Consider the following 26,541-nt stretch of genomic DNA (forward strand, 5'->3'; position numbering starts at 1 on the left):
TAAGAAACAAGGGTGACCCCATTGAATGTGACAGCATGCCTGCCGCCAGGCAAGCCTGTCGCCTACTCGTTTAGGCATGAAACAAGGATGCGCCGTGACTGACGAGACAGGACAGCAACACACACTGCGCACTCGCCTTGGCGAGTGGGTGGCTCCCTATGTGCCCGATTATTTTCCCGTTGCGTGGAAACTGGGCCTGTCCATTTCCTTGCTGATTCTTTGTGGGATGACCATCCTCGGCACCCTGCTACTGAACAATCAGCTCAGCCGTATGCGCGATCAGGCTGACAGCTTCGGGGCTGCTATTGCCCAGCAACTGGCCAATACGGCCCGCGAACCCCTGCTCGCCGACGACACCTTTTTCCTGAAGGTCCAGCTCAATAACCTCACCCGCAGCGAAAGCGTGCGTGGCGCCGCCCTGTTCAACCGCGAAGGCGGCCTGATCGACAAGGCAGGCATCCTGCCGCTGGCGGCAACCCCCCTGCAGGAACCTGTGCGCCGCTGGAACCTGGAAAACGAACCTGTAACCACCTACTACTCCCCGATCCCGGTGGGAGAACTGGTGGCAGGGTACACCGCCATTTCCCTGTCTGATCGTCCCATCATGGCGGCCAGGGAAGCGGTACGCGATACCATGATTACGGCCACCCTGATCATGAGCATCATCGCCATCATCGTCGCATTCGTAATTAGCCGCCGGCTCGCCCAACCGATTCAGGATCTGCTTGCCGCCACCAGCGCCATGCGCAAGGGCGACCTGAATTACCGTATTCAGGACCGCCGCAATGACGAAATCGGCGGACTCATAGAAGCCTATAACACCATGGCTCACGGGATGCTCGAGAAAGAGCAGGTGGAGCGGGTCCTTCAGCGTTTTGTCAGCCCTTCCGTCGCACGCAACATGATGGCAGACCTGGACCAGGTACAACTGGGTGGACGCGATGTTCAAGCCACCGTGGTATTTGCCGATATCGTCGGCTTTACCCGCCTGTCAGAAAGCCTGGCGCCAGACGCCATCGCCGATATGCTCAACGTCTATTTTGATGCTATCACCACCGCCACCAGCTTTTATCGGGGCACCATCGACAAATACATGGGCGACTGCGCCATGATCGTGTTCGGCGTACCGGAAAAGGACGACGAACACCTGTTCCACGGACTCTGCTGTGCGGTCATGATCCAGCGACTGGTAGAACGCCTGAACGAATACCGGCAGGCCAACGGCCACACCACGGTAGAATTCCGTATCGGCATCAACTCTGGCGATATGCTGGCTGGCAATCTGGGCTCACGGGACCGCATGCAGTACACCGTCGTTGGCGATGCGGTCAATCTGGCCTCTCGCCTTTCCAACATGGCCGGCGGCAACGAAATCATCGCGGCCTCACCGCTACTGGCCAACCCCAATATTGCTTCCCGCGTGCGGGCAACAGAGTTCGGCGCCATGCGCATTCGCGGCAAGACCGACCCCGTCAGCACCTTCCGTATTGATGGCGTCCATGCGCTGTCCGAAACCCTCATGGAACAGCGTATTGCGCAGTTTCTGGCAAGACTGAGTGCGGAGCATCAACGTGCACAAGGCGAGTAGTCTGCTCTGCGCGCTGGCCTTAAGCGGCTGCGCCACCCTCGGCAACCCGGAACAGGACGTCAGCGACGCACTGGCAGAGCATGACTATGCCCGGGCCGCCAGCATCGTCGACAACACCAGTCCCAAGCACGCGCAATACGAAATGCTGCAGACCCAATACGAGGGCATCCTTCTGGCCAGCAAGGAGTACCGCCAACGACTGGTCATCGAAGCCGAAGCCCTGGGTCGCAAACAGCAATGGGATGATGCTTTCGCCTTGTTGCAGGGCCACCGTGACAAGGTGATCGACCCTTCTGCCATCGACGAGCTCACTGCCACCCTGTCTCTATGGGAGGGCGCCCAGCTCAATCAGTTACTGGCAGAACGACGCGAAGCACAGGCCCGCTCCATGCTGGAAACACAGCGTCTTGGCGAACGACTGGCCAGCTTTCATGACCCTCGAGCCAAAGCAGAAAAACACCGCCTTGATGAGGAGCACACCCTGCTCGTGGCCGACCTGACCCGCCTCGGCGAATACTTCGCCGACCGTCAGCAGTGGATCCAGGCACGCGACCTCCTTCGTTACGCGCATCAACTGGCTCCTGATCTCCCTCCTTCGCCGCAGTTGGCTCGCGCCCAGCAAGTACTCAACGACGCCGATCAACAAGCACGGGCAAAGCGCAACCGCGCCCTGCAAACCGAGGCTGAACTGCTAATGGCCCGATACCAGCGCAACGGCCAGCTCCAGTCACTGCTTGCGGCGCGCAGCTTTCTCGACAAGCATCGAGATAACCCTGCCCTAACCAGCCATCGCCAACGACTGGAACAATGGGCTCGCCGCCGCTTCGCTGAAGAAATGAATACCGGTGAAGCCCTTTATGCCCGCGGTCAGTACAAGGAAGCCTACCGAATCTGGAAACAGGTCGCCCCGCTCTACCCCAACGATGAAGAGCTGAACAAGAAACTGGAGCGAAGCCGCCGGGTGCTTACTAACCTGCGCAGCCTACAACAATCCTGAGAAGAGCGGGCTACAACTCCCCGGGTTCCGCCCCCTGGCAAGCCACCCTAAAAAACGCGCCAACGGCGCGTTTTTACAGGGGATCGTATACCGAACAGGAGCCAATTAATCCGTGGCGGGTAGCGGCTCTTCTTCGACTCTGGACGAGGATGCAGGCGGCGTCTGATTCGCCTCGAAGGCATCCTTGAACTCCGGAGTTACCGGATCTCGCCCGTCAAATACCCTGTCGATGTTGGATGGCAGCGGATTTTTGATGACCCTCTCCAGTTTGCCCTCGTTATCCACCTCAAACTGCAGAGCGGTAATCCCCATGTACTTCTCGCGGCTCATCTGCACCAAACGATCGTTGTCAGCAAGAATCGTCGGCCGCAAGAATACCATCAGGTTACTTTTCTGACGGGAATTGGTAGTGGTGCGGAACAGGAAGCCCAGCAAGGGGATATCACCCAGCAGCGGCACCTTGCGTACCACCTTGCGGATGTCGTCCTTGATCAAGCCCCCCAATGCGATGGTCTCGCCATCATCTGCCAGCACCGTGCTTTGCAATTTTCGGGTGGTGGTAACAATATCAACCGCATCGCCTGACGACTCTTTGACCGCCGAATTTTCCTGCTCCAGCTCAAGACGAATGGTGGACAATCCCGCCACATGGGGCGTCACCTTGAGCGTCAGCCCCACATCTTCACGCTGAATCGTTGTAAACGGATTGGATACGCCAGACCCTGTGTTGGTGCTCTGCCCTGTCACGAATGGCACGTTCTCACCCACAATAATCGACGCTTCTTCGTTATCCAGCGTCAGGATGCTGGGCGTGGAGAGCAGATTGACATCGGAAGAGGAGGCCAGTGCCTGCATCAATGCTCCCCACTTGAGATCGCCATTGGAATCGGTTTCACCCAGCCCAATGGCAACCCCGTCATTCAGGGAAAGGCCGGAAGGATCATCGGTAGCTAACGCCTGGAGAATAGAATTAACGCTCAATCCAGCGTTGTTGAAATTCACCGCACCCACACCGGATTCATCACTGCCGCCGACATACTGGAAGCCCAGCGATTTGGCATTTTCGCCCGTCACCTCAACAATCGCCGCCTCGATAAGGATCTGGGCACGACGCACATCCAGCTGGCTGATAATGGACTGCAGCTCATTCATCATGCCCGGCTCAGCACGAATCACCAGCGCATTGAGAGACTCGTCCGCCTGAATGGAGACTTTGCCATTACTACTGGAGGAAGACACCGCCTTGCCATCAGCACCCGGTTTTGCAGCAGAGGCACCGTCAGCAAAATTCTTCAGGATTTCTGCAAGCGTCTTGGCATCTCCATGGGTCAAACGGACAACTTTGACCCCCGAGCTCGCACTGTCCGCAGTGTCCAGACTTTTCACCATCTGGGCCATACGCTGACGGGTAATCCGGTCGCCCTTGATGATAAGCCGGTTGGTTCGCTCATCGGCGACCACCGTGACACTACCTTCCTGAGTCTTGCCCCGGCGACCACCGGTTTGTGGCGTAAGCGTCTCGAGCATTTTCACCAGATCACCCGCAAAAGCATGCTCGAGCTTGATCACCTGAACATCTTCAGATTCAGCGTTATCCAGGCTGGCGATAATGGCTTCCATCCGGCGGATGTTGTCCAGATGATCACTGATAATCAACGCATTGGCGGAGCCAACGGCGGCAAGATGACCATACTGCGGCACCAACGGACGCAACACCGGCACCAGCTCTTCCACCGGGGAATTCTCCACAGGAATGACCCGGGTCACCAGCTCCTCGCCGGTGCCCTGCCCCTTGTCTACCAACGGCAGATTGCTTTGCTTGGCCGTCGTGTTGGGGACGATTTTAATAATATCGCCTGCTGGAACGGCAGCGTAACCGTGTACCTGCAGCACAGACAGGAACAGCTCATACACTTCATCCGCCGATAGCGCCTTGGTCGACACCACCGTCACGTCCCGTGCCCGAACCCGAGGGTCCACCACAAAATTTTTCCCGGTCATGTCGGCGATCTGGCTGATAAACGCCTGAATATCCGCATTGCGGATATTCACCGTCCAACTCTTGCCATCATCACTGGCCTGCACCTGATTACTGGCCGCATGGGCAGACACCACCACCACCGTCAGACAGGCGACCAAAAGGGTTTTAAGCGCAGAGGCTCTTAAACGGAACATCATAAACACCACCTAGGGCGGATAATTCACAGTAAATTGCTGATCGCCACGCTGGACGACAATACTGGCCTGCTGGGTCTGTTTGAAAGACTCCAGAGCAGCCATATCACTTTCCTCTGTGCCCAGCCCATGGCCGTTCACTGACAAAATTACATCACCTGGCGCAAGCCCGACTTGTGAGAGCAGCTGTTTAGGCGCTCGCTTACCCAGGGTATACCCCTGTGTGCTGCCATTACTTACCGGGCTAAGGGCAAGCTGCTTTATAATGGTTTGCCGCTGTTGCATCATGTCGGCGTCATCACCTTCCGCCTGAACCGGCTGGGGCTGAGAGCGGACCTGCGGTCTAACTTCGGTCACTCCTCCCAATGCAGTATCCGACCACCTCAACGTTTCGAGCCGGCCGGCTCGACGCAGAATGACCCGGTCTGCATAGACTTCTTCCAGAGAGGCATTGCCCGGAATACTGTCGCCAATGTGATACAACTCTGCTTCCTTGCCTTTCTCGGCAATGATCGCTGTCGCTTTCTGCGGATCGGAGGTCTGAAAAACCCCCAGCAACTCCAGCCGCAACCGGGTATCGGGGGCATCTGTGGGCTTGTTGCTTGCCTCACGCGGTTCCGCCTGATACTCGCCAAATAGCTGCCATCCATCTACCTGCGTCTGGGATAGACTGGTGGCCGTGCTGCTGGACGCCACTTCAAGTCGGGTTTTTTCGGTCGCGGGGATAGGATCATTGGGCCCATAAAGCAGAAGCCAGACGGTTTCAGCCAATACCCAAGCAAGTGCGACCACCAGCGCAATAGCCAACAGCCACCGCACCGGCCTGCCCCAAGGGTAAGCCTTTCCCCACTCTGAAAACTGCGACTTCACGGCCCTGCTCTTCCTTTATCGTTTTGGCTGGACGTGTTTACAACCCCGGACAACGAGCACGAAGGCTAACGAATTCGGGCGCCCTTTTATTGCTTAATTCTGTAACGGCGCGGGGAAGAACTACTGCATCCCTGCCTGCCCCAGCGCAAAGGGCTGAGACATCTGGAAAACCACATCATCGGGCTGACCACCCTGGCTCACACCAAGCAGTATGGGCCATGCCCGAAAGACTTCCAGCTGAAAACGCCCTTCTGACAAACGGGCATTCATCAGCTGCCGCCCCTCAGGACTCGTCACCTCCAGCACCGGATCCTCGCCCTCCATGCTCACTCGGCCCTGCAGCACCGGCACCACCGCCGAACCACTGCGGCCCCAAGTCACAGTGCCACCACCGTATTGCAGGGTTGCTCTCGCCTCGGTCACCCGACCATCCTGAACGGCGAACTCCATGATCGAAGCGTCCGCTCGGCCATCAGCCCCGCCCTGGGGAATACGCTCTGCGACCAGGGACACAGGCACCGACGCGCGCACCTGTAGTAACCGCCAGTTCTGTGCGCCAGAACCGCCAAGCCACCCGGCCAGACGCAGATCGCTTCCAGCAGTGGTTCGCAAGGAAACATCCAAACCCGGCGTGAGCCCCCGGAAATCCAGCATCCACTCCAGTGTGCCCTGCTGCTGTTGCCAGCGCCAGTCAACTTGACCATTCCACCAACGGCCGCGGGCATTCTCCAGCACCAGGGAAACCCCTCCAGGGCGAAGCTGAGGCACCCTTTCCACCAAAACGGCAGCGGGCATCAGCACCACCAAAAACAGCAGCAGGCAGGCCACGAACACCAGAGCGAGAGTCAGCTTGCGAGGCATCAGGCGCTCTTAAAACGGGATATCGTCGTCGAAATCATCGGCAGGGCCACTGAACCCCCCACCCTGATTCGAGCTGCCACCTTGCTGGGGCGCATTGCCTCCGCCGAAGTCGCCGCCCCCCTGGTTCTGGTAACCGCCCTGATTGCCCTGTGGCGCAAAACCACCGCCACCCTGGCCACCACCTTCACCCCGGCCATCCAGCATCTGCATCTCGCTGGCCACGATTTCGGTGGTATAACGGTCCTGACCATCCTGCCCTTGCCACTTACGGGTACGAATGGCGCCTTCAATGTAGACCTTGGAACCTTTCTTCAGGTACTCGCCGGCAATTTCTCCAAGCTTGTTGAAAAACACCACCCGATGCCATTCCGTTCGTTCCTGCATTTGGCCGGTCTGACGATCCTTCCAACTCTCACTGGTAGCCAGCCGCACATTGGTGACGGCTCCGCCGCTGGGCATGAAACGAGTTTCTGGATCTGCCCCAAGATTGCCAATCAGTATTACCTTGTTTACACCGCGCGCCATGTTTTTCTCCGTGCCCCTGAAGGGCTTTAATCAATCATTACCGTGCTTGCTGCTGGCAGCAAAACCGCCATTGTGTCAGCTTTGAGCGATACCGGCGACCCCTTCAAGACGGGCCTCATCCAGCTCTCCTGGATTCACTTTCAGCAATGCCAGGCCTTGCTCTTCCACGATAACGGCCTCAACAACTCCGGGCACATCCTGCAGCTGGGTGGCCAGCGTTTTGCCATCCTGCCCCGGCTGCAGCCGCAACGCCCGATTATCCAGTTTTGCCGGCTCCTTCATGCCCGAAAGCACGAGCAGCCAGACCAGTGCCAAGGCCATACAACCATAGAAGACCGTTGCCGCGCCCCACCACTGATACAGGGCTCCACCAAGCTGCCCCCCCACAAAAACACCCAGGAACTGACTGGTGGAGTACACCCCCATGGCCGTGCCGCGGGTCCCTGCGGGTGCTGCCCGGCCAACCAACGAGGGCAACAGGGCCTCAAGCAGATTGAAGGCGGCAAAGAATACCAGCAACGCCACCACAAAGTGCCACACCTGAGCACCGGCAAACGCCAATAATAACTGGGACAGCGCGAGCAGTATTACGGCCAGCCGCTTGACCGGCATGGCTCCTCGCCGCTCAGCACGAATAATCAAGGGCACCATCGCAACAAATCCAGCCAGCAGCACGCCAAGATAGAGCAGGCTATGACTGCCCAGACTCATACCAAGGCGCTCGCTCAGCAAAGCGGGCACAACCACGAAAGACGCGGTCATAATCAGATGCAGACTGAAAATACCCACATCAAATTGCAGCAATGTCTTACTGCCAAGTACGCGGCGGAAGCGCTCCCTCGCAGGCAACGCTTCCCCCTGCAACGCTCGAGGGGCGGGCACAACCATGGCGACAATCAGCGCAAACCCGCCTAGCACGGAGGTCATCCAGAATAACCCGGACAACCCAAGCCATGTCGCCAGCAGAGGCCCCATAATCAGGGCCAGAATGAATGCCCCCCCGACAGACATGCCAATCAATGCCATGGCCCGGGTACGGTGCCGATCACTGACCACATCCCCGATCAAGGCCATGATCACGCTGGCAATGGCTCCAGCTCCCTGCAAAGCCCGTCCGGCAATGACACCGGCAATGTGCTCGCTCATGGCCGCCACCGCACCACCAGCAATGAACAACAACAGGCCAACCAGCAATAACGGGCGTCGCCCGAAACGATCAGACAACATGCCAAAAGGTATCTGTAATAGCGCCTGCATCAGGCCATAGGCACCGATGGCCGTACCGATCAGCAAAGGCGTGGCACCTTCTAGTTGCTGCCCATAGACAGCAAAAATCGGCAGGATCATGAACAGCCCGAACATGCGCAAGGCAAAAATGGTGGCCAGATACCCGGTGGTTTTCAGTTCCGTGCGCTGCAATACATCAGGAACAGGGGATGCAGATGCCGTCATGTAACGCTGATACTCCTCACCGGGCGGGCTTGCGGGCCGTCTATCGACAAAAGGTCAGGCAGTGTATCAGATTCGCCGCAGCTCCGGGGATGCCTAATCCTTAGCCGTGCGGCTACCTTTAATCGTGAAATAGGTAAAACCCGTAAGTAAGCAGCATCAGCAAATTGAACCCCCGCCAAAGCGGTGATAAATTGACAGGCTGGTAGGTTTTTTTTCTTAGGCAATATGCCTAGGGAGTCGCTGCCGCAACAGCGTTAACCGGGGGGCGGCACTCCCAACAGTCATGGACGGGCCAATGAACACCCAACAACACAACCAGCAGGTATATGTCGTCGGCAGCCAACAACTGCAAAACGCCCTGCTCACCGAATTCCTGGTAAAAGAAGAGATCGCCGCACGATCCATCCCTTCTGTTAGCGACATCACCGTAGCGACCCTGAAGGAATTTGATCAGAGCCTGTTTCTGGTGGATTACCACAGCGTCGACGTGAACGAGGTCATCGCTCACCTACTGGAAGCCGATCAGGAAGTCGAAAACGACGTCCTGATCGCAGTATTCAATGTGGATTCGGACGAATCGCTCTCAAAACTGGCCGGCCTGCCCATGGTTAACGGCGGCTTCCAGCACGACTGCCCACAGGCCTTATTAAGCAAGGGCATCAAGGCCATCTTCGATGGCGAACTATGGTTCCCCCGTGCGGTACTGCAGGCTTATCTGATGAAGAGCCGAACGTTTAACAAGACCTTCTCGCGCAGTGAAGTGAACCTCACTGATCGCGAGGTGGAAGTGCTCAAGGTCATGGCCACTGGCGCCAAGAACTCGGAAATCGCCAGCAGCCTCAACCTGAGCCCGCACACCATCAAGACCCACATCTACAACATCTTCAAGAAGATCAACGCCTCCAACCGCCTGCAGGCGGTGAACTGGGCCCAGGAAAACCTCTAACCCCTTCCACCTCACGCAGCACGCGCGCCCTTGCCGTGCCTGCGTGACGCGTGTTGCGTGCAAGCGGCTTCTTTCTTTTCCCCTTCACAGTATTTCGCCTATACTGCCCTGTTCATTTTGACAGTACTCAGGGGCAGTTGATGGATACCATTCTGGTTCGTGGCGCACGCACCCATAACCTGAAAAACGTGGACCTGGATATCCCCCGGGACAAGCTGGTGGTAATTACCGGTCTGTCCGGGTCTGGCAAATCCTCTCTGGCCTTCGACACCCTCTATGCCGAGGGCCAGCGCCGTTACGTGGAGTCCCTTTCCACCTACGCCCGTCAGTTTCTGTCGATGATGGAAAAACCCGATGTGGACCACATCGAGGGGCTTAGCCCGGCCATTTCCATCGAGCAGAAATCCACCAGCCACAACCCGCGCTCCACCGTGGGTACCATCACCGAAATCTACGATTACCTCAGGCTGCTGTTTGCACGTGTCGGCGAGCCCCGCTGCCCGGAACACGACAGCCCGCTGGCCGCCCAGACCATCAGCCAGATGGTGGACCAGGTTCTGGACATGGAAGAAGGCAGCAAACTGATGCTGCTGGCGCCGGTGATTCGCGAAAAGAAAGGTGAGCACCTGCACCTGTTTGAAGAACTGCGGGCCCAGGGCTTTATTCGCGTACGCGTGGATGGCCGCATCTACGACATGGATGACACGCCCGAGCTGGAAAAGAACAAGAAACACACCATCGAAGTGGTGGTGGACCGTTTCAAGGTGCGCGGCGACCTGCAGAACCGGCTGGCGGAATCCTTCGAAACCGCCCTGAATCTGGCCGATGACATTGCCATCATTGCCCCTATGGAAGGGGAAGAAGGCGAGGAGATCACTTTCTCTGCCAAATTCGCCTGCTCTCATTGCGGCTACTCCATCCCTGAACTGGAGCCACGACTGTTCTCGTTCAATAACCCGGCCGGCGCCTGTCCCAGCTGTGACGGGCTGGGCATGAAACAATTCTTCGACGAGGACAAGGTAATCAACTCGGCAGAATTGTCCCTGTCGGAAGGTGCCATCCGTGGCTGGGACCGCCGCAACGTCTATTACTTCCAGATGCTCAACTCCCTGTCCCAGAGCATCGGCTTCGACATGGACGTGCCCTTTGAGTCACTGGACAAAACCGTCCGCAAGAAAATCCTTTACGGCACCGGCAAGGAAAGCATCGAGTTTCGCTACCTCAACGACCGCGGCGACATCATCAAGCGCAACCATCCCTTCGAGGGGATCATCCCCAACATGGAGCGCCGTTACCGGGAAACGGAATCCGATGCCGTCCGTGAAGACCTGCTCAATTACATGTCCACATCCAGCTGCCCCAGCTGTAACGGCTCCCGGTTGCGTGAAGCCGCACGGCATGTCTTTATCGAGCAGACCACTCTGCCGGACGTGGTACGCCTGGCGGTGGGCAAGGCCCACAACTACTTCAGCGAGCTGAACCTCCCCGGCAGCAAAGGCGAGATTGCCGACAAGATTCTCAAGGAAATCCGTGACCGCCTACAGTTCCTGGTGAACGTGGGGCTGGAATACCTGACACTGGAACGCAGCGCGGAGACCCTGTCCGGTGGTGAGGCGCAACGTATCCGGTTGGCCAGCCAGATCGGGGCGGGCCTGGTGGGGGTCATGTACGTACTCGACGAGCCCTCCATCGGCCTGCATCAGCGAGACAATGAGCGACTGCTCAACACCCTTACCCGACTACGGGATCTGGGCAATACCGTGCTGGTGGTGGAACACGACGAAGATGCCATCCGGCTGGCTGACCACGTCATTGATATCGGCCCCGGTGCCGGTGTCCATGGTGGCAGCGTCGTGGCCCAGGGGACTGCCCAGGAGGTGGCCGACAACCCTGCCTCCCTGACCGGGGATTACCTGTCCGGACGCAAACAAATTGCCGTGCCGGAGCAGCGTCGCCAGAATCAGGATGACCAGTGGCTGACCCTTCACGGCGCCACCGGCAACAACCTCAAGGGGCACCCCCTGAACATTCCGGTGGGCCTGCTGACCTGTATTACCGGCGTGTCCGGCTCTGGCAAATCGACCCTGATTAACCGCACCCTCTATCCGCTGGCGGCCACCCGACTGAACAAGGCCACCACCCTGAAGGCATCCCCCTACGACTCCATCGAAGGGCTGGAGCACTTCGACAAGGTCGTCGATATTGATCAGAGCCCCATCGGCCGTACCCCGCGCTCCAACCCCGCGACCTACACCGGCATCTTCACACCGGTTCGCGACCTGTTTGCGGGCACCCAGGAAGCCCGCGCCCGTGGCTACAAACCCGGTCGCTTCAGCTTCAACGTCAAAGGGGGCCGCTGCGAAGCCTGTCAGGGCGACGGGGTCATCAAGGTGGAGATGCACTTCCTGCCGGATATCTACGTGCCCTGCGAAGTCTGTGAAGGCAAACGTTATAACCGCGAAACCCTGGAGATCACCTACAAGGGAAAGAACATCTTTGAGGTACTGGAGCTCACCATCGAGGAAGGACGCGAGTTTTTCGATGCCGTCCCGTCCCTGGCTCGCAAGCTGCAGACCCTGATGGACGTGGGCCTCAGTTACATCAAACTGGGACAGGCCGCCACCACCTTGTCAGGCGGCGAAGCACAGCGTGTCAAACTGGCCAAGGAGCTGTCCCGCCGGGACACCGGCAGCACTCTCTATATCCTCGATGAGCCCACCACAGGGCTGCACTTCCAGGACATCCAGCTATTGCTGGACGTCCTAAACCGTCTGGCAGACCACGGCAACACCGTGGCAGTGATCGAACATAACCTGGACGTCATCAAGACCGCAGACTGGATTGTCGACCTGGGGCCGGAAGGCGGGGACGGTGGTGGCGAAATCATCGCCGAGGGCACCCCGGAAGAGGTCGCCAAAGTGAAGGGCAGTCATACCGGGCGCTTTCTGAAATCCATGATAGGCCAATAAAAATGCAATTATTCGCCCGGACAGCCAAGATTCTTACCTTGGCTATCTTTCTCAGTGCATGCTCAAGACTTCAGGATCTGGGGGAGAATTTTAATTGTAACGCGGACCATTGCCTGCGCACATTTCCTGCTCAGGATATTAGCGAACAGGACTACTGGTCTTTTGACACCATGACCATCCTGCCTCCAGATCTTGCGATGGAGGAGAGGACACTCAGCGGTGAGGCCACCGGTGCCACAAAGCTCCCGGGATATGGACAGAGGTTACTAGTCGAGCAGCTCGAACTTATCGCCAAGGGTTACGAAATAGAAAATCTTACCCTCTCCCTTGATGAGCCAGTCATCGAGGCCATCTCGCAACTTTACGCAAGCGCCTGGGCGGACGACTTAACTCCGCAACAGGTAAAAGAGTCGACATCCTTCTTTGGCGTACCTGAACTGCCTGCTCCAGTGCAACAAGACTCCCTTGCTCTGCCTCAGCCCCTCGAGCAATACGAAGACGGAAGCTGTTGTTATCTACTCACTCGTTTTTCGGGCTGGCATCATACAACTGGCGCCAAAGCAACAATGGTTACTTCAGCGGCGATCCTTAGCACCATGTCTGGAGGCAGCGGTTATGCGGGCAGTTTTGGCAGCGCAATCAGCGACATGGCCGTAATCCGGAAAAGTGACGGGAAAGTACTTTGGACCGCACGACTGATCAGTGACGGTAGACCCAAACAGCTCCGCATGACCATCGCGGAATTCTATAGCTCTGTATACAACGCAAAAATACTCCGCAGACAAGATCTCGCCAGCCAGTGAACCAGTGGCAAATCACATTTTCATGGCTTGTCACCAGCCTGAATAATCTTGCCCACCGAAACGTCATATACGGTCGACATGATCACCCTCATAACTCGCTATGGAGGTTAATCATGAACCGAATTTGGGCACTAAAGGGACTGCTGGCCGCTATCGGCCTGGCTGGTGCGGCCGCCGCTTGCGCCGGCCATGGCCAACCCGCTACAGGCACGGTGGAGTTGGGCCCACGCCCCTATTACCTCGTGAATGACATGGACGATGGGCCAGTCAAACAAGCGCTCCAGGCGTGCGCTGCCGAACGGCGCCCCCAGAAGCCCAATGACTTTTCCATCGGTCACCGGGGGGCCCCGCTGCAATTTCCCGAGCATACCGAAGAATCCTACCGGGCCGCCGCCCGTATGGGGGCCGGTATTCTCGAGTGTGATGTGGCCTTCACCCAGGATCAGGAGCTGGTGTGCCGCCACTCCCAATGCGACCTTCACACGACCACCAATATCCTTGAAACCGACCTTGCCAGCCAATGCAGCCAACCCTTCACCCCTTTTGATGGTAGCAACCCCGCCACAGCGCAGTGCTGCACCAGCGACATCACCCTTGCTCAATTCAAGACGCTCAAGGGCAAAATGGATGGCGCCAATCCTCGTGCGACCAATGTCGCCGAATACCTGCAAGGCACACCCGACTGGCGAACAGAACTGTATCGCCAACGCGGGACCCTCCTGAGCCATCGGGAAAGCATCGCGCTTTTTCAGGAATTAGGCGTCAAAATGACCCCGGAGCTGAAGGCGCCGGCAGTGGAAATGCCTTGGCAGGGCCACTATTCACAGCAGGACTATGCCCAGCAGCTCATCGACGAGTACCGCGAAGCCGGGGTTGCCCCCAGGGATGTCTACCCTCAATCGTTTAATCTTGACGATGTCCGCTACTGGATTGACGCAGAGCCCGACTACGGCAAACAGGCTGTCTATCTGGATGGACGTGACAGCCAGGGGCTCGACCCACAAAACCCTGGCACCTGGCAGCCAGATATGGCCACCCTGAAAGGCTATGGCGTCAATATCATCGCTCCCCCACTTTGGATGCTGGTCAGCAGCAAAAATCAGCGTATTGTCGCCAGCCCCTACGCCCGGGCAGCACGGGATGCCGATCTGGACATTATTGCCTGGTCCCTGGAACGGTCTGGCCCACTGGCCAGCGGCGGTGGCTGGTACTACCAGAGTGTCAGCCCACAGATAGATAATGACGGCGACATGCTGACGCTTCTTGATGTGCTGGCCCGCCAAGTGGGCGTCATTGGCGTCTTTTCTGACTGGCCAGCCACTACCACCTTCTATGCCAATTGCCTTCAGCGGCAGCGCCACGCCCCAAGATGGCGCTAGCCGCGCCTCATTTTGTTGCCCCGACCCAAGTCGGGGCAACAGCCTACGAATAACCCCCTATTACGCTGGCACGGATTCTGCTTTGTCTCTTGTTGTATGCATCGAAGGTAACCACTGGGCCTTCCATAGCCCAAGGAGTATGTGATGACAGCCTCTGCCGATAACACCAGCGATCACCGTTGGCTCATGCAGTACAACATCGTCAATCTGGTCAACCAGTGCCGGCGCCTGATTCGTGCAGAATTCGATGACTCACTCTCCCTGACCGATCCGCACTTGCGTGAGAAACTGGCACATTATGCCGGGCGAACCCGCTCTCAGGGTCTGCAGCGTTTGTATGGCGAGATCCGGCTTGCATTGATCCAGCTGGAAGGAGAGGACACGCTGGTCACCCCTGAGGCAGCCACCCCCATTCGTCGATACCGGGGGCAACCGATAGACGCCGGTAACCAGGCAACACAAACAGACACAGGCGACAAACCACACCGAGCGGGCAAAACGCTCATGTATCGCGGACGCGCTGTTGCCCAGCGCTAAGGCAGCGCTGAATAACGCCTTGCATGCTCGCGCGTCCTGAAGCGCAAGGGGTTATTCAGAGGTTCCCCATACCGGTCAGGCAGAAAACTGAAAGATGCTCAAGTCCAGCGGCTGACTCTCACCGAGCCACATGACCAGCTCGGTATGATCGCGGAGGTCATCACCGCTAAGACCGTGAATAAAGACTGTCAGCCCGTTACGGCTGGCCATTAACCAGGGAATGACATCGCCAGCAAGGCGACGGGGCACTGACAGCTGGCAGCTCCAGCAAGGATGTGGCCCCACCGGTTTGCGGTGCATATGGCCCATGGGAATATCAAAATGCTGGTGCGCGGCCTGACACAGCGCCGCCGCCTGAGTGAAGGAATCTTCGTCATAATAGACGTGTGCGTGGAACCCTTTGATTGCCATGCCTGCTGTCCGTCATGCCTTGCCTGCGTCCAATAACAGCATAGTACAGGCAGCCCGCCAAACAACAGACATAAAAAAACCGGGCAATATGCCCGGTTTTTTTGATCCTGAGAACCTGTGCGAAGCCTTACTCGGCGTCGCCCTCGGCCAGCTCAGGACGGTCAACCAGCTCAACATAGGCCATCGGTGCATTGTCACCCGCACGGAAGCCCATCTTGAGGATACGCACGTAGCCACCAGGACGGCTCTTGTAACGCGGACCCAGCTCGTTGAACAGCTTGCCAACCACTTCCTTGGAACGGGTGCGGTTGAAAGCCAGACGACGGTTCGCTACAGAGTCTTCCTTAGCCAGAGTGATCAGCGGCTCAGCCACACGACGCAGCTCTTTAGCTTTCGGCAGGGTGGTCTTGATCGCTCCGTGCTCCAGCAGAGACACAGCCATGTTACGGAACATCGCCTGACGATGAGAGCTGTTCCGATTCAGTTTTCTGCCGCTTTTGCGATGACGCATGATTCTGTTCCTATGTTCAGGGGCGCTTCACAGCGTCCACAACAACTAACTTAGCGCAATTTGGTGTTCAGCCGGTCGTCGTCACGAAGGCTGACCGGCGGCCAGTTTTCGAGACGCATACCCAGGGACAAGCCCTTTGAGGCCAGCACGTCCTTGATTTCGGTGAGAGACTTCTTACCCAGGTTCGGGGTCTTCAGAAGCTCAACCTCGGTACGCTGTACCAGGTCACCGATGTAGTAGATGTTTTCAGCCTTGAGGCAGTTGGCGGAACGTACTGTCAGTTCCAGATCATCTACCGGACGCAGCAGGATGGGATCAATTTCCTCACGCTCCTGCTTCGGCTCAGGCTTGGCATCCTGTTCCAGGTCGACAAAGACGGCGATTTGCTGCTGCAGGATGGTTGCTGCACGGCGAATCGCTTCTTCTGGATCAATGGTACCGTCGGTTTCCAGATCGATAACCAGCTTGTCCAGGTCAGTGCGCTGCTCAACACGCGCCGCTTCGACGACATAGGCCACGCGACGTACCGGGCTGTAGCTGGCATCCAGCTGCAGACGGCCAATACCGCGGGTCTCGTCTTCGTCGGTCTGGCGAGCGTCAGCCGCTTCATAACCACGACCTTTCTGCACTTTCAGCTTCACACGCAGTTCGGTGTCGCCAGTAATGGTGCAGATCAGATGATCAGGGTTGACGATCTCAACACTGTGATCACGCTGAATGTCATCCGCAGTCACCGCACCCGGGCCTTTCTTGACCAGCTCGAGAGTGGCTTCTTCGCGGTCTTCCATCTTCAGGGCTACACCCTTGAGGTTCAGCAGGATGTTGATCACATCTTCCTGAACACCCTCGATGGAGGAGTATTCGTGTTGTACGCCCTCGATCTCCACTTCGGTGATCGCGCAGCCGGGCATGCTGGAGATCAGGATGCGACGCAGCGCAGTCCCCAGAGTGTGGCCAAAACCACGCTCCAGCGGTTCCAGAACCACTTTGGCGTGGGTCTGGTTGATCGCGTTGACCGCGATCGAGCGGGGCGTGAGAAAGTCGTTCACGGCGGTCATAGAGATCCCTCAGGCAGTCCTTACTTGGAGTACAGCTCGACGATCAGGTTTTCGTTGATCTCGGCAGGCAGATCGATACGCTCTGGCTTGGACTTGAACGTCCCTTCCAGCTTCTTCTCGTCTACCTCGATCCACGGTACGAAACCACGCTGCTGAGCCAGTTCCATCGCGTTTTTGACACGCAGCTGGTTCTTGGACTTCTCGCGAACGTTGATCACGTCACCCGGCTTCACCTGGTAAGAGGCCACGTTGACAGATTGGCCATTCACCAGGATAGCACGGTGGGATACCAGCTGACGCGCTTCAGAGCGCGTGGAACCGAAGCCCATGCGATATACCACGTTATCCAGACGACCTTCCAGGAGCTGCAGCAGCACCTCACCGGTGGCACCCTTGGAAGAGGCTGCCTTCTTGTAGTAGCTACGGAACTGCTTCTCCAGCACACCATAGGTACGACGAACTTTCTGCTTTTCGCGCAGCTGAACACCGTAGTCGGACAGACGACCCGGGCGACGACCACCCGCAGCCTGACCAGGAGCCTGCTCAGCCTTACACTTGGAATCGAGCGGACGAATACCGCTCTTCAGGTACAAGTCAGTGCCTTCACGACGGGAAAGCTTGCACTTGGGACCGATGTATCTTGCCATCTTGCTCTAACTCCCGTTACACGCGACGCTTTTTAGGCGGACGGCAACCGTTATGCGGAATCGGCGTAACGTCCTCAATATGGGTGATCTTGTAACCACAGGCGTTCAAGGCACGAATGGAAGATTCGCGACCCGGGCCCGGGCCCTTCACCCGCACTTCAAGATTCTTCAGACCGTAGTCCTTGGCAGCGTTACCCGCGTTTTCGGCGGCCACCTGGGCAGCAAACGGGGTACTTTTACGGGAACCACGGAAACCAGCACCACCTGAAGTCGCCCAGGACAGTGCGTTGCCCTGACGATCAGTGATGGTAATGATGGTATTGTTGAAGGAAGCGTGCACGTGAGCGATACCGTCCGCTACGCTGCGCGTTACCTTCTTGCGACGTGCGCCACTCTCTTTCTTTGACTTAGCCATAATGCCTATCCAAATCCAGCCGCTGACGTTTCAGCTTACTTGCGAATCGGTTTACGCGGACCTTTACGGGTCCGAGCATTGGTCTTGGTGCGCTGACCGCGAAGCGGCAGGCCGCGACGATGGCGGATGCCGCGGAAGCAGCCCAGGTCCATCAGACGCTTGATGTTCATGTTGATTTCCCGGCGCAGGTCACCTTCGGTTGAGAACTTGGCAACCTCGCCACGAATGACGTCAAGCTGCTCACCGCTCAGGTCACGAACCTTGGCGGTTTCCTCAATACCGGCCGCTGCACAGATCTGCTGTGCACGGGTACGACCGATCCCGAAGATGTAGGTGAGAGAAATCACCGTGTGCTTATTTTCCGGGATGTTAACGCCTGCAATACGGGCCATCCGAATATCTCCGATTCACAAAACGGGTGCGCCAGGCTCTCAGGCGCCGAAAGGCGGCAGAGTCTAGCGCTACGCCGACTGAATTTCAACCAAACACTTAAAAGAAGACTGAACCTTAACCCTGGCGCTGCTTGTGCCGGGGTTCGGCACTGCAGATCACCATGACGCGACCCTTACGACGGATCACTTTACAGTTACGGCAGATCTTCTTTACAGAAGCCTGAACTTTCATCGCACTCGCCTCGTTCGTTAACGCACCAGTCCGGTGCCGCCATACCCTTTCAGGTTGGCTTTCTTCATCAACTTCTCGTACTGGGTGGACGTCAGGTGCGAATTAACTTGCGACCAGAAGTCCATGACTACTACCACAACGATCAGCAGAGAGGTGCCACCCAGATAAAAGGGCACATTGGCAACTGCTTGCAGACCCAGTGGCAACAGGCACACCAGCGTCATGTATACCGCACCGATCAGGGTCAGACGGCCCATTACGGTATCGATATAGCGAGCGGACTGCTCGCCCGGGCGGATGCCCGGAATATAGGCGCCGGATTTCTTCAGGTTGTCTGCGACATCCTTCGGATTGAATACCAGCGCTGTATAAAAGTAGCAAAAGAACACGATAGACAGGGTAAACAGCAGAATATACAGCGGAGTCCCCGGCAACAGAGCATCACTCACGCTTCGCAGTGCCTGGCCCCACCAGGAATCCGGATTGGAATCACTGAACCACTGGGTCAGTGACGCCGGAAACAGCAGAATGGAGCTGGCAAAGATAGCGGGAATAACCCCTGCCATGTTCACCTTCAGCGGCAGATGGCTCTGCTGCGCTGCATATACTCGACGGCCTTGCTGACGTCGCGCATAGTTAACCGTAATACGCCGTTGTCCCCGTTCTACAAACACCACACCGAAAATCACGGCCAGTGCCACAAGGAACACAAACAACATCATGATCAAGCTCAAATCACCGGTCCGGGCAGACTCAAAAGTCTGGGCCACGGCACCGGGCAAGCCTGCCACGATGGAGGCGAAAATCAGCATGGAAATACCATTGCCAACCCCGCGCTCGGTAATCTGCTCACCCAGCCACATCAGGAACACGGTACCGGTCAGAAGGCTGGTCACGGCTACAAAGTAGAAGCTGGCTACCTGCATGGTAGTGGCCGCTTCTGGCAGCAACGTGATGCCCTGGCTTTTCAAGCCGGCACAGACCCCGAAGGACTGAATTGCACCCAATGCCACGGTCAGATAACGCGTGTACTGGGTAATCTTGCGCCGTCCCTGTTCACCTTCCTTACGGAGCTGCTCCAGGGTCGGGACCACCGCCGTCATCAGCTGAATCACGATGCTGGCGGTAATATAGGGCATGATGCCCAAAGCAAATATACTCATGCGCTCCAGGGACCCCCCGGAGAACATGTTAAACAGGCCAAGAATGGTGTCCCGGTTATTGTTGAACATCTGTTGCAACGCTTCCGGGTTCATGCCCGGTACCGGGATGTGTGCCCCGATACGGAACACCACCAGGGCGCCCAACAGAAAACCGATTCGCCGCCACAGCTCACGCATCGCGTTGCTGTCTACTTTCGGCGCGCCACCATTCAATGTCTGAGCGCGATTCTTCGCCATAGAGCGTCGCCTTATTCTTCGACTTTGCCGCCAGCCTTTTCAACCGCTTCACGGGCGCCTTTGGTAATGGCAACACCACGAACGGTAACGGCGCGATTAATTTCGCCAGAAAGAACAATCTTGGCGCGCTTCATATCGCGGCGCACAACATTGGCAGCCTTGAGAGCAGCCAGGTCGATCACGTCGCCTTCCACCTTGGCCAGCTCAGCCAGACGGACTTCAGCAGTGCCCATAGCCAGCTTGGACGTGAAGCCAAACTTCGGCACACGACGCTGCAGCGGCATTTGACCACCCTCGAAACCGGGCTTCACGGTACCGCCAGAACGAGACTTCTGACCTTTGTGGCCACGACCACCGGTCTTGCCCAGGCCAGAACCGATACCGCGACCGACGCGCTTGCCGTCCGGGCGGGAACCTTCAGCAGGATGCAGATCATTCAGACGCATCACTTATTCTCCCTCTACCTGTACCATGTACGCGACCTTGTTGATCATGCCGCGTACCGCCGGGGTATCTTCAACTTCCACGGTGTGGCCGATGCGGCGCAGACCGAGACCACGCACACAGGCCTTGTGCTTTTCCAGCCGGCCGTTGGTGCTCTTAACCAGCTTTACCTTGATCTTTTCAGCCATCGTAACGATTCCGTAATCTGCGCTTAGTTCAGAATGTCTTCGACGGACTTGCCACGCTTGGCAGCCACTGACTCCGGAGAAGCCATGGTCTTCAGGCCGTTAAAAGTAGCCCGAACCACGTTTACCGGGTTGGTGGAGCCATAGCACTTGGCCAGTACGTTCTGAACGCCTGCGACTTCCAGTACGGCGCGCATGGCACCGCCGGCAATCACACCGGTACCTTCATCGGCCGGCTGCATGTACACCTTGGAGGCACCGTGACGGGCCTTCATGGGGTGCTGGATGGTGGTGCCATTCAGCTCCACCTGAATCATGTTGCGGCGGGCAGCTTCCAGGGCTTTCTGGATAGCGGCAGGCACTTCACGGGCCTTGCCACGACCGAAGCCAACTTTACCCTTGCCGTCACCCACTACGGTCAGAGCGGTAAAACCGAAGATACGGCCGCCTTTCACAACCTTAGCAACCCGGTTTACCTGAACCAGCTTTTCCTGCAGACCTTCGTTGGGATCAACTTTCGCCATAACCAAGCACCCTTAGAATTCAAGCCCGTTTTCACGCGCGGCGTCAGCCAGCGCCTTTACGCGACCGTGATATTTAAAACCGGAACGGTCAAAGGCAACGCGCTCAATGCCCGCTTCCTTGGCACGCTGAGCAATCAGCTGGCCAACTTTGGCCGCTGCGTCAGTGTTACCGGTTGCTTCAGCACGCAGATCTTTCTCTACAGTGCTAGCGGAGGCCAGAACCTGGCCGCCGTTCGCAGAGATTACCTGCGCATAGATATGACGCGGAGTACGATTAACGCAGAGACGAACTTCGCCCAGTTCACGAATCTTAAGACGAGTACGTTTTGCCCTGCGCAGACGTGCAACTTTTTTGTCTTTCATGGCATTAATCTCAACGATTATTTCTTCTTGGCTTCCTTACGGCGCACTTGCTCATCAGCATAGCGCACCCCTTTGCCCTTGTAGGGCTCCGGCGGACGGAAGGCCCGAACGTTGGCGGCAACCTGACCTACCAGCTGCTTGTCAACGCCCTTGATAACGATCTCTGTCTGGCTCGGGGTTTCGACAGTAATCCCTTCAGGCAGCTCGTAAGCAACCGGATGAGAGAAGCCGAGAGTCAGGTTAAGGACCTTACCCTGCGCCTGTGCGCGGTAACCAACGCCGAGCAGCTGGAGCTTACGCTCAAAGCCTTCGGACACACCAGTCACCATGTTATTCAACAGAGCACGGGTAGTCCCGGCCAGGGCCCACGCCTTCTGGGATTCATCGTGAGGCTTCACAGAAACCACACCCTCTTCCAGAGACACGGCTACCAGCTCGTGAACTTCATGCTCCAGGCTGCCTTTGCCACCTTTTACGGTAACTTGCTGGCCATCGACCTTAAACTCGACGCCGCTCGGCAGATTTACCGGACTTTTTGCTACTCTAGACATTGCTGCACCTAACCCGTCTACGCCGCTTCTGTTAGGACACTTCGCAGATCAGCTCGCCACCAACATTGGCTTTGCGTGCTGCGCGGTCAGAAATAATGCCCTGGTTGGTGGATACGATCATCACGCCCAAGCCGCCCTTAACCTTAGGGATCTCGCCTGCGCTCTTGTATACACGCAGACCGGGACGGCTTACACGTGCGATCTTCTCGATCACCGCCTTGCCTTCGAAATACTTCAGATCAACCGTCAATACCGGCTTCTTCTCATCGCTGACCTTGTAACCAGCAATGTAGCCCTCGTCCAGAAGTACTTTGGCAATCGCTTCCTTTGCCTTGGAGGCAGGAATCTCAACCTGTACTTTCTTGGCCATCTGGGCGTTACGGATACGGGTAAACATATCCGCCAGGGTATCTTGCATGCTCATGCCGCAATCGCTCCGCTACCTAACTCTTGGCTTACCAGCTGGACTTAACCAGACCGGGAACATCACCGCGCATTGCTGCTTCACGCAGCTTGATCCGGCTGAGGCCGAACTTGCGGTAGTAACCGTGCGGACGACCGGTCAGACGACAGCGGTTACGCTGACGAACCGGGGAAGAATCGCGCGGCATCTTCTGCAGCTGAAGCTGTGCATCCCACTTTGCTTCAGGTTCTGCATTGGGATCCTGGATGATCGCCTTAAGCGCTGCACGCTTGGCGGCAAAACGCTTTACCAACTTGGCGCGTTTTGCTTCCCGGTTTTTCATGGATTCTTTAGCCATGATAAATCCTCTTAGCCCTTCAGCGGGAAGTTGAAGGCGCGCAGCAGCGCCCGTGCATGGTCGTCATTTTTGGCTGTAGTGGTGATGGTAATATCCAGACCACGCAGCTTGTCGACCTTGTCGAAATCGATTTCCGGGAACACGATCTGCTCACGCAGACCCATGGAGTAGTTACCACGACCATCGAAAGACTTGGCATTCAGACCACGAAAGTCACGAATACGCGGAATCGCGATGGAAACCAGGCGCTCCAGGAACTCATACATACGATCGTTGCGCAGGGTCACCTTGCAACCAATCGGCCAACCTTCACGGATCTTGAAGCCGGCAACAGACTTACGAGCCTTGGTTACCAGGGGCTTCTGACCGGAAATGGCGGTCATGTCAGCGACAGCACCGTCCATTGCCTTACGGTCAGCAGAAGCTTCACCAACACCCATGTTCAGGGTGATCTTGGTGATCTTCGGCACTTCCATGATGTTATCGAGGCCCAGCTCTTCTTTCAGCTTGGCTACGATCTCGTCTTGATAAATCTTTTTCAGATCACTCATGGGTCACCTAAACCTACAGCGCTTCGCCGTTGGACTTGAAGAAACGCACTTTTTTGCCGTCTTCAAAACGGAATCCCACACGATCCGCTTTCTGGGTCTTGGGGTTCCAGATGGCAACGTTGGAGGCATGCAGAGCTGCTTCCTGTTCTACGATGCCGCCTTGAGTACCGCGGTTCGGGTTGGCCTTAACATGCTTTTTCACCATGTTAACGCCGCCAACGATTACGCGACCATTGTCCTGCACTTGCTGAACGGTGCCGCGCTTACCTTTGTCCTTGCCCGCGATTACGATGACTTCGTCATCACGCTTGATCTTAAGCATTACCTTCACCCGCCTTTACAGAACTTCAGGTGCCAGGGAGATGATCTTCATAAATTGCTCGGTACGCAGCTCGCGCGTTACCGGGCCGAAGATCCGGGTACCAATCGGTGCTTTGTTGTTGTTCAACAACACCGCGGCATTTTCGTCGAAACGAATCAAAGAACCATCCGGGCGACGCACACCTTTACGGGTACGCACTACCACTGCGGTCATTACATCACCTTTCTTAACACGGCCGCGCGGAATTGCTTCCTTCACTGTGACCTTGATGATGTCACCAATGCCTGCATAGCGGCGGTGAGAACCACCCAGCACTTTGATGCACTGTACTCGACGAGCGCCGCTGTTATCGGCTACTTCGAGCATGCTTTCGGTCTGAATCATCGCTAACTCTCTCCAACTCTGCCTTTACAGGCAGCCACAGCAACGGTCCGTCAGGCCTTGTTGGCCTGTTCAACTACATTTACCAGCGTCCAGGTTTTACGCTTGGACATCGGCCGGCATTCTTCGATGGTAACCAGGTCACCTTCGTTACACTGGTTCTGTTCATCGTGCGCCATCAGCTTCGTGGAACGCTTGATGATCTTGCCGTAAATCGGGTGCTGAACCCGGCGCTCTACCAACACAGTGATAGTTTTTTCACCCTTGTTGGAGATCACCTTGCCGGTAGCGGTCCGGCGCATTTTTGCCTCTGCCATGACTAGTTACCCTGCTTCTCTCTCAGAATGGTCTTAACGCGCGCAATGTTACGGCGAACCGTCCCAAGCTCGTGGGTTTTGGAAAGCTGGCCGGAAGCAGACTTCATGCGCAGCTTGAACTGCTGCTCAAGCAGATTGATCTGCTCCTGCTGCAGCTCTTCAACACTCTTTTCTCTCAGCTCGCTCGCTTTCATGGCTTACATCACCGTCCGAGTTACGACACGGGTGCTTACCGGCAGCTTGGCCGCGGCCAGACGGAACGCTTCACGCGCAACGTCCTCAGAAACACCTTCCATTTCGTAGAGCATCTTGCCCGGTTGAATCTGGGCAACCCAGTACTCTACAGAACCTTTACCTTTACCCATCCGCACTTCCAGCGGCTTCTGGGTGATCGGCTTGTCCGGGAAAACCCGGATCCAGATTTTACCGCCACGTTTAATGTGACGGGTCATAGCACGACGAGCGGCTTCGATCTGGCGCGCGGTAATGCGGCCACGACCGGTTGCCTGCAGGCCAATGGTGCCGAAAGACACCTTGCTGCCCCGCTGTGCCAGGCCGCGGTTACGGCCCTTCATCACTTTCCGGAATTTGGTACGCTTCGGCTGCAACATCGTTCGTTACCCTTTAACCGCGGCCGCGCTTTTTGGCGCCCTTGGACTGCTTCTGCTGCTCTTCCTGCTGAACCTGCTCCATGCCACCAAGCACTTCGCCGCGGAAGATCCACACCTTCACACCAATGGTGCCGTAGGTGGTTTCAGCACGTACTTCTGCGTAATCGATATCGGCACGCAAGGTGTGCAGTGGCACACGGCCTTCGCGGTACCATTCGGTACGTGCGATTTCAGCACCACCCAGACGACCAGACAGCTGCACCTTGATACCTTCTGCACCCGCCTTCATGGCGTTCTGCACGGCACGCTTCATGGCGCGTCGGAACATCACACGACGCTCCAGCTGACCTGCGATATTATCGCCTACCAGACGGGCATCCAGGTCGGGCTTGCGCACTTCCTCGATGTTGATGTGCACAGGCACACCCATCTTGGCAGCGACATCGCGACGCAGGCGCTCGACATCTTCGCCTTTCTTGCCGATCACGATACCCGGACGTGCGGTAGAAATCGTGATGCGAACGTTTTCGGACGGACGCTCAATCTTGATGCGGCTTACAGACGCATTCTTCAGACGCTTGAACAGGAACTCACGAACCTGCAGGTCGGTAACCAGGCAGTCTGAATAAGACTTCGGTCCGGCATACCAGAGCGAGTTATGCTCTTTAACAATGCCAAGGCGAATACCGACCGGATGAACTTTCTGACCCATCTGGTTACTCCTGACCTTCCGAGACTTTCACAGTAATGTGGCAAGTACGCTTGAGGATCCGGTCTGCGCGGCCTTTGGCCCGCGGACGGATACGCTTCATGGTCATGCCTTCGTCCACAAAAATTGTGGATACCTTCAGCTCGTCAACGTCAGCGCCGTCGTTGTTTTCCGCGTTGGCAATTGCGGACTCCAGCACTTTCTTAACGATTTTTGCCGCCTTCTTGGGGCTGAATTCCAGAAGATTCAGCGCCTTCTCGACTTCCAGGCCTCGGACCTGGTCCGCTACGAGGCGGGCTTTCTGAGCCGAAATTCTTGCACCGCGCAGACGGGCTGCAACTTCAGTAGCCATGGCTGTCACCTTATCGCTTAGCCTTCTTGTCCACGACATGCCCGCGATAGTTGCGGGTCAGGGCGAACTCGCCCAGCTTGTGGCCTACCATATGCTCGGAAACAATCACCGGCACATGCTGTTTGCCGTTGTGGACAGCAATCGTCAGACCCACCATCTCCGGAATAATCATGGAGCGACGGGACCAGGTTTTAATCGGCTTACGGGAGCCGGCTTCCACCGCATCTTCCACCTTGCTTAGCAGGTGGTGATCCACAAAAGGACCTTTTTTGAGTGAACGTGGCACAGCCTGAACCTCTCTT

36 protein-coding genes are annotated in these 26,541 nt (G+C 56.9%); 7 read left to right on the forward strand and 29 right to left on the reverse strand.

Annotated features, from left to right (window positions below; all coding sequences use genetic code 11):
* Positions 1-94: 94 nt before the first annotated feature.
* Both Q672_RS31165 and Q672_RS31170 read left to right on the forward strand, forming a co-directional pair.
* Positions 95-1,588, forward strand: coding sequence for an adenylate/guanylate cyclase domain-containing protein (locus tag Q672_RS31165; RefSeq protein ID WP_022986458.1), 1,494 nt, complete (start codon positions 95-97; stop codon positions 1,586-1,588).
* Positions 1,572-2,585 carry a hypothetical protein gene (locus Q672_RS31170; RefSeq protein ID WP_022986459.1) on the forward strand — a complete coding sequence of 338 codons (1,014 nt, stop codon included), beginning with the start codon at positions 1,572-1,574 and terminating at the stop codon, positions 2,583-2,585. Before Q672_RS31165 ends, Q672_RS31170 begins: the two co-directional genes overlap by 17 nt.
* Before the next feature lie 105 nt (positions 2,586-2,690).
* Here the strand turns inward: Q672_RS31170 and gspD are convergent, their stop codons facing one another.
* From gspD to Q672_RS31195, 5 genes are all read right to left on the reverse strand, one after another.
* Positions 2,691-4,763 carry a type II secretion system secretin GspD gene (gene gspD / locus Q672_RS31175; RefSeq protein ID WP_022986460.1) on the reverse strand — a complete coding sequence of 691 codons (2,073 nt, stop codon included), beginning with the start codon at positions 4,761-4,763 and terminating at the stop codon, positions 2,691-2,693.
* A 9-nt stretch (positions 4,764-4,772) separates the two neighbouring features.
* Positions 4,773-5,630 carry a type II secretion system protein GspC gene (gene gspC, locus Q672_RS31180; RefSeq protein WP_022986461.1) on the reverse strand — a complete coding sequence of 286 codons (858 nt, stop codon included), beginning with the start codon at positions 5,628-5,630 and terminating at the stop codon, positions 4,773-4,775.
* Positions 5,631-5,750: 120 nt separating this feature from the next.
* Positions 5,751-6,491: a type II secretion system protein N gene (locus Q672_RS31185; protein ID WP_022986462.1), complete on the reverse strand. Its 741-nt coding sequence runs from the start codon at positions 6,489-6,491 to the stop codon at positions 5,751-5,753.
* 9 nt (positions 6,492-6,500) lie between these two features.
* Positions 6,501-7,016 carry a single-stranded DNA-binding protein gene (ssb, locus tag Q672_RS31190; protein ID WP_022986463.1) on the reverse strand — a complete coding sequence of 172 codons (516 nt, stop codon included), beginning with the start codon at positions 7,014-7,016 and terminating at the stop codon, positions 6,501-6,503.
* Between the two features lie 75 nt (positions 7,017-7,091).
* Positions 7,092-8,468, reverse strand: a complete 1,377-nt coding sequence (locus Q672_RS31195; RefSeq protein WP_022986464.1) for an MFS transporter — start codon at positions 8,466-8,468, stop codon at positions 7,092-7,094.
* A gap of 295 nt (positions 8,469-8,763) precedes the next feature.
* On the opposite strand from Q672_RS31195, the gene Q672_RS31200 reads away from it, so the two are divergent.
* The 5 genes from Q672_RS31200 to Q672_RS31220 all read left to right on the forward strand — a co-directional run bounded on the left by Q672_RS31200 (position 8,764) and on the right by Q672_RS31220 (position 15,102).
* Positions 8,764-9,414, forward strand: a complete 651-nt coding sequence (locus tag Q672_RS31200; protein ID WP_022986465.1) for a response regulator transcription factor — start codon at positions 8,764-8,766, stop codon at positions 9,412-9,414.
* 140 nt (positions 9,415-9,554) lie between these two features.
* Positions 9,555-12,383, forward strand: coding sequence for an excinuclease ABC subunit UvrA (gene uvrA, locus Q672_RS31205; RefSeq protein ID WP_022986466.1), 2,829 nt, complete (start codon positions 9,555-9,557; stop codon positions 12,381-12,383).
* A gap of 38 nt (positions 12,384-12,421) precedes the next feature.
* Positions 12,422-13,186, forward strand: a complete 765-nt coding sequence (locus tag Q672_RS31210; RefSeq protein ID WP_152521846.1) for a hypothetical protein — start codon at positions 12,422-12,424, stop codon at positions 13,184-13,186.
* Positions 13,187-13,299: 113 nt separating this feature from the next.
* Positions 13,300-14,565: a glycerophosphodiester phosphodiesterase family protein gene (locus tag Q672_RS31215; RefSeq protein WP_022986468.1), complete on the forward strand. Its 1,266-nt coding sequence runs from the start codon at positions 13,300-13,302 to the stop codon at positions 14,563-14,565.
* Between the two features lie 144 nt (positions 14,566-14,709).
* A complete protein-coding gene (locus Q672_RS31220) occupies positions 14,710-15,102 on the forward strand; it encodes a hypothetical protein (protein WP_022986469.1) in 393 nt (130 codons plus the stop codon).
* A gap of 75 nt (positions 15,103-15,177) precedes the next feature.
* Here Q672_RS31220 and Q672_RS31225 read toward each other — a convergent pair whose 3' ends face one another.
* From Q672_RS31225 to rpsS, 24 genes are all read right to left on the reverse strand, one after another.
* Entirely contained in the window at positions 15,178-15,513 is a 336-nt protein-coding gene (locus Q672_RS31225) for a DOPA 4,5-dioxygenase family protein (protein ID WP_022986470.1), read from the reverse strand.
* Positions 15,514-15,640: 127 nt separating this feature from the next.
* Positions 15,641-16,024: a 50S ribosomal protein L17 gene (rplQ, locus tag Q672_RS31230; protein ID WP_022986471.1), complete on the reverse strand. Its 384-nt coding sequence runs from the start codon at positions 16,022-16,024 to the stop codon at positions 15,641-15,643.
* A 50-nt stretch (positions 16,025-16,074) separates the two neighbouring features.
* Positions 16,075-17,082, reverse strand: a complete 1,008-nt coding sequence (locus tag Q672_RS31235; RefSeq protein ID WP_022986472.1) for a DNA-directed RNA polymerase subunit alpha — start codon at positions 17,080-17,082, stop codon at positions 16,075-16,077.
* A gap of 20 nt (positions 17,083-17,102) precedes the next feature.
* Positions 17,103-17,729 (reverse strand): 30S ribosomal protein S4, encoded by a 627-nt coding sequence (gene rpsD / locus Q672_RS31240; protein ID WP_022986473.1) that lies wholly within the window; start codon positions 17,727-17,729, stop codon positions 17,103-17,105.
* A gap of 16 nt (positions 17,730-17,745) precedes the next feature.
* Entirely contained in the window at positions 17,746-18,144 is a 399-nt protein-coding gene (gene rpsK / locus Q672_RS31245; RefSeq protein WP_022986474.1) for a 30S ribosomal protein S11, read from the reverse strand.
* A 35-nt stretch (positions 18,145-18,179) separates the two neighbouring features.
* Positions 18,180-18,536: a 30S ribosomal protein S13 gene (gene rpsM, locus Q672_RS31250; RefSeq protein ID WP_022986475.1), complete on the reverse strand. Its 357-nt coding sequence runs from the start codon at positions 18,534-18,536 to the stop codon at positions 18,180-18,182.
* A 115-nt stretch (positions 18,537-18,651) separates the two neighbouring features.
* Positions 18,652-18,768, reverse strand: coding sequence for a 50S ribosomal protein L36 (gene rpmJ / locus Q672_RS34055; protein ID WP_008928865.1), 117 nt, complete (start codon positions 18,766-18,768; stop codon positions 18,652-18,654).
* 17 nt (positions 18,769-18,785) lie between these two features.
* Positions 18,786-20,168, reverse strand: a complete 1,383-nt coding sequence (secY, locus tag Q672_RS31255) for a preprotein translocase subunit SecY (RefSeq protein WP_022986476.1) — start codon at positions 20,166-20,168, stop codon at positions 18,786-18,788.
* Positions 20,169-20,179: 11 nt separating this feature from the next.
* Positions 20,180-20,614: a 50S ribosomal protein L15 gene (gene rplO, locus Q672_RS31260; RefSeq protein WP_022986477.1), complete on the reverse strand. Its 435-nt coding sequence runs from the start codon at positions 20,612-20,614 to the stop codon at positions 20,180-20,182.
* A gap of 3 nt (positions 20,615-20,617) precedes the next feature.
* The gene (rpmD, locus tag Q672_RS31265) at positions 20,618-20,800 is read right to left on the reverse strand and encodes a 50S ribosomal protein L30 (protein ID WP_022986478.1); all 183 of its coding nucleotides are present in this window, start codon (positions 20,798-20,800) and stop codon (positions 20,618-20,620) included.
* A gap of 23 nt (positions 20,801-20,823) precedes the next feature.
* Positions 20,824-21,321: a 30S ribosomal protein S5 gene (gene rpsE / locus Q672_RS31270; RefSeq protein ID WP_022986479.1), complete on the reverse strand. Its 498-nt coding sequence runs from the start codon at positions 21,319-21,321 to the stop codon at positions 20,824-20,826.
* Positions 21,322-21,333: 12 nt separating this feature from the next.
* A complete protein-coding gene (rplR, locus tag Q672_RS31275) occupies positions 21,334-21,684 on the reverse strand; it encodes a 50S ribosomal protein L18 (protein WP_022986480.1) in 351 nt (116 codons plus the stop codon).
* Between the two features lie 17 nt (positions 21,685-21,701).
* The gene (gene rplF / locus Q672_RS31280) at positions 21,702-22,235 is read right to left on the reverse strand and encodes a 50S ribosomal protein L6 (protein ID WP_022986481.1); all 534 of its coding nucleotides are present in this window, start codon (positions 22,233-22,235) and stop codon (positions 21,702-21,704) included.
* Positions 22,236-22,266: 31 nt separating this feature from the next.
* Complete coding sequence (rpsH, locus tag Q672_RS31285; RefSeq protein ID WP_022986482.1) at positions 22,267-22,659, reverse strand: 30S ribosomal protein S8; 393 nt, start codon at positions 22,657-22,659, stop codon at positions 22,267-22,269.
* 31 nt (positions 22,660-22,690) lie between these two features.
* Positions 22,691-22,996 (reverse strand): 30S ribosomal protein S14, encoded by a 306-nt coding sequence (gene rpsN, locus Q672_RS31290; RefSeq protein ID WP_022986483.1) that lies wholly within the window; start codon positions 22,994-22,996, stop codon positions 22,691-22,693.
* A gap of 11 nt (positions 22,997-23,007) precedes the next feature.
* On the reverse strand, positions 23,008-23,547 hold the full coding sequence (rplE, locus tag Q672_RS31295; RefSeq protein ID WP_022986484.1) for a 50S ribosomal protein L5: 540 nt from the start codon (positions 23,545-23,547) through the stop codon (positions 23,008-23,010).
* Between the two features lie 13 nt (positions 23,548-23,560).
* Positions 23,561-23,869, reverse strand: a complete 309-nt coding sequence (gene rplX, locus Q672_RS31300) for a 50S ribosomal protein L24 (RefSeq protein ID WP_022986485.1) — start codon at positions 23,867-23,869, stop codon at positions 23,561-23,563.
* 15 nt (positions 23,870-23,884) lie between these two features.
* Complete coding sequence (rplN, locus tag Q672_RS31305) at positions 23,885-24,253, reverse strand: 50S ribosomal protein L14 (RefSeq protein WP_022986486.1); 369 nt, start codon at positions 24,251-24,253, stop codon at positions 23,885-23,887.
* A 50-nt stretch (positions 24,254-24,303) separates the two neighbouring features.
* Positions 24,304-24,567 carry a 30S ribosomal protein S17 gene (gene rpsQ, locus Q672_RS31310; protein WP_022986487.1) on the reverse strand — a complete coding sequence of 88 codons (264 nt, stop codon included), beginning with the start codon at positions 24,565-24,567 and terminating at the stop codon, positions 24,304-24,306.
* Positions 24,568-24,569: 2 nt separating this feature from the next.
* Complete coding sequence (gene rpmC, locus Q672_RS31315; RefSeq protein WP_022986488.1) at positions 24,570-24,761, reverse strand: 50S ribosomal protein L29; 192 nt, start codon at positions 24,759-24,761, stop codon at positions 24,570-24,572.
* Between the two features lie 3 nt (positions 24,762-24,764).
* Complete coding sequence (rplP, locus tag Q672_RS31320; RefSeq protein WP_022986489.1) at positions 24,765-25,178, reverse strand: 50S ribosomal protein L16; 414 nt, start codon at positions 25,176-25,178, stop codon at positions 24,765-24,767.
* A gap of 13 nt (positions 25,179-25,191) precedes the next feature.
* Positions 25,192-25,890, reverse strand: coding sequence for a 30S ribosomal protein S3 (gene rpsC, locus Q672_RS31325; protein WP_022986490.1), 699 nt, complete (start codon positions 25,888-25,890; stop codon positions 25,192-25,194).
* A gap of 4 nt (positions 25,891-25,894) precedes the next feature.
* Positions 25,895-26,239 carry a 50S ribosomal protein L22 gene (rplV, locus tag Q672_RS31330; RefSeq protein ID WP_022986491.1) on the reverse strand — a complete coding sequence of 115 codons (345 nt, stop codon included), beginning with the start codon at positions 26,237-26,239 and terminating at the stop codon, positions 25,895-25,897.
* Positions 26,240-26,249: 10 nt separating this feature from the next.
* Positions 26,250-26,525, reverse strand: coding sequence for a 30S ribosomal protein S19 (gene rpsS / locus Q672_RS31335; RefSeq protein WP_022986492.1), 276 nt, complete (start codon positions 26,523-26,525; stop codon positions 26,250-26,252).
* Positions 26,526-26,541 lie beyond the last annotated feature (16 nt).

The sequence above is a fragment of the Alcanivorax sp. P2S70 genome (assembly GCF_000475295.1).
Classification (GTDB): domain Bacteria; phylum Pseudomonadota; class Gammaproteobacteria; order Pseudomonadales; family Alcanivoracaceae; genus Alcanivorax; species Alcanivorax profundi.

What these genes read in the sequence shown, in the direction of transcription:
- gspD (WP_022986460.1), bottom strand. Translation starts at nt 4,763, where the DNA reads ATGATGTTCCGTTTAAGAGCCTCTGCGCTTAAAACCCTTTTGGTCGCC.
- Q672_RS31185 (WP_022986462.1), bottom strand. Translation starts at nt 6,491, where the DNA reads ATGCCTCGCAAGCTGACTCTCGCTCTGGTGTTCGTGGCCTGCCTGCTG.
- ssb (WP_022986463.1), bottom strand. Translation starts at nt 7,016, where the DNA reads ATGGCGCGCGGTGTAAACAAGGTAATACTGATTGGCAATCTTGGGGCA.
- Q672_RS31195 (WP_022986464.1), bottom strand. Translation starts at nt 8,468, where the DNA reads ATGACGGCATCTGCATCCCCTGTTCCTGATGTATTGCAGCGCACGGAA.
- Q672_RS31200 (WP_022986465.1), top strand. Translation starts at nt 8,764, where the DNA reads ATGAACACCCAACAACACAACCAGCAGGTATATGTCGTCGGCAGCCAA.
- uvrA (WP_022986466.1), top strand. Translation starts at nt 9,555, where the DNA reads ATGGATACCATTCTGGTTCGTGGCGCACGCACCCATAACCTGAAAAAC.
- Q672_RS31215 (WP_022986468.1), top strand. Translation starts at nt 13,300, where the DNA reads ATGAACCGAATTTGGGCACTAAAGGGACTGCTGGCCGCTATCGGCCTG.
- Q672_RS31220 (WP_022986469.1), top strand. Translation starts at nt 14,710, where the DNA reads ATGACAGCCTCTGCCGATAACACCAGCGATCACCGTTGGCTCATGCAG.
- Q672_RS31225 (WP_022986470.1), bottom strand. Translation starts at nt 15,513, where the DNA reads ATGGCAATCAAAGGGTTCCACGCACACGTCTATTATGACGAAGATTCC.
- rplQ (WP_022986471.1), bottom strand. Translation starts at nt 16,024, where the DNA reads ATGCGTCATCGCAAAAGCGGCAGAAAACTGAATCGGAACAGCTCTCAT.
- Q672_RS31235 (WP_022986472.1), bottom strand. Translation starts at nt 17,082, where the DNA reads ATGACCGCCGTGAACGACTTTCTCACGCCCCGCTCGATCGCGGTCAAC.
- rpsD (WP_022986473.1), bottom strand. Translation starts at nt 17,729, where the DNA reads ATGGCAAGATACATCGGTCCCAAGTGCAAGCTTTCCCGTCGTGAAGGC.
- rpsK (WP_022986474.1), bottom strand. Translation starts at nt 18,144, where the DNA reads ATGGCTAAGTCAAAGAAAGAGAGTGGCGCACGTCGCAAGAAGGTAACG.
- rpsM (WP_022986475.1), bottom strand. Translation starts at nt 18,536, where the DNA reads ATGGCCCGTATTGCAGGCGTTAACATCCCGGAAAATAAGCACACGGTG.
- rpmJ (WP_008928865.1), bottom strand. Translation starts at nt 18,768, where the DNA reads ATGAAAGTTCAGGCTTCTGTAAAGAAGATCTGCCGTAACTGTAAAGTG.
- secY (WP_022986476.1), bottom strand. Translation starts at nt 20,168, where the DNA reads ATGGCGAAGAATCGCGCTCAGACATTGAATGGTGGCGCGCCGAAAGTA.
- rplO (WP_022986477.1), bottom strand. Translation starts at nt 20,614, where the DNA reads ATGCGTCTGAATGATCTGCATCCTGCTGAAGGTTCCCGCCCGGACGGC.
- rpmD (WP_022986478.1), bottom strand. Translation starts at nt 20,800, where the DNA reads ATGGCTGAAAAGATCAAGGTAAAGCTGGTTAAGAGCACCAACGGCCGG.
- rpsE (WP_022986479.1), bottom strand. Translation starts at nt 21,321, where the DNA reads ATGGCGAAAGTTGATCCCAACGAAGGTCTGCAGGAAAAGCTGGTTCAG.
- rplR (WP_022986480.1), bottom strand. Translation starts at nt 21,684, where the DNA reads ATGAAAGACAAAAAAGTTGCACGTCTGCGCAGGGCAAAACGTACTCGT.
- rplF (WP_022986481.1), bottom strand. Translation starts at nt 22,235, where the DNA reads ATGTCTAGAGTAGCAAAAAGTCCGGTAAATCTGCCGAGCGGCGTCGAG.
- rpsH (WP_022986482.1), bottom strand. Translation starts at nt 22,659, where the DNA reads ATGAGCATGCAAGATACCCTGGCGGATATGTTTACCCGTATCCGTAAC.
- rpsN (WP_022986483.1), bottom strand. Translation starts at nt 22,996, where the DNA reads ATGGCTAAAGAATCCATGAAAAACCGGGAAGCAAAACGCGCCAAGTTG.
- rplE (WP_022986484.1), bottom strand. Translation starts at nt 23,547, where the DNA reads ATGAGTGATCTGAAAAAGATTTATCAAGACGAGATCGTAGCCAAGCTG.
- rplX (WP_022986485.1), bottom strand. Translation starts at nt 23,869, where the DNA reads ATGCTTAAGATCAAGCGTGATGACGAAGTCATCGTAATCGCGGGCAAG.
- rplN (WP_022986486.1), bottom strand. Translation starts at nt 24,253, where the DNA reads ATGATTCAGACCGAAAGCATGCTCGAAGTAGCCGATAACAGCGGCGCT.
- rpsQ (WP_022986487.1), bottom strand. Translation starts at nt 24,567, where the DNA reads ATGGCAGAGGCAAAAATGCGCCGGACCGCTACCGGCAAGGTGATCTCC.
- rpmC (WP_022986488.1), bottom strand. Translation starts at nt 24,761, where the DNA reads ATGAAAGCGAGCGAGCTGAGAGAAAAGAGTGTTGAAGAGCTGCAGCAG.
- rplP (WP_022986489.1), bottom strand. Translation starts at nt 25,178, where the DNA reads ATGTTGCAGCCGAAGCGTACCAAATTCCGGAAAGTGATGAAGGGCCGT.
- rpsC (WP_022986490.1), bottom strand. Translation starts at nt 25,890, where the DNA reads ATGGGTCAGAAAGTTCATCCGGTCGGTATTCGCCTTGGCATTGTTAAA.
- rplV (WP_022986491.1), bottom strand. Translation starts at nt 26,239, where the DNA reads ATGGCTACTGAAGTTGCAGCCCGTCTGCGCGGTGCAAGAATTTCGGCT.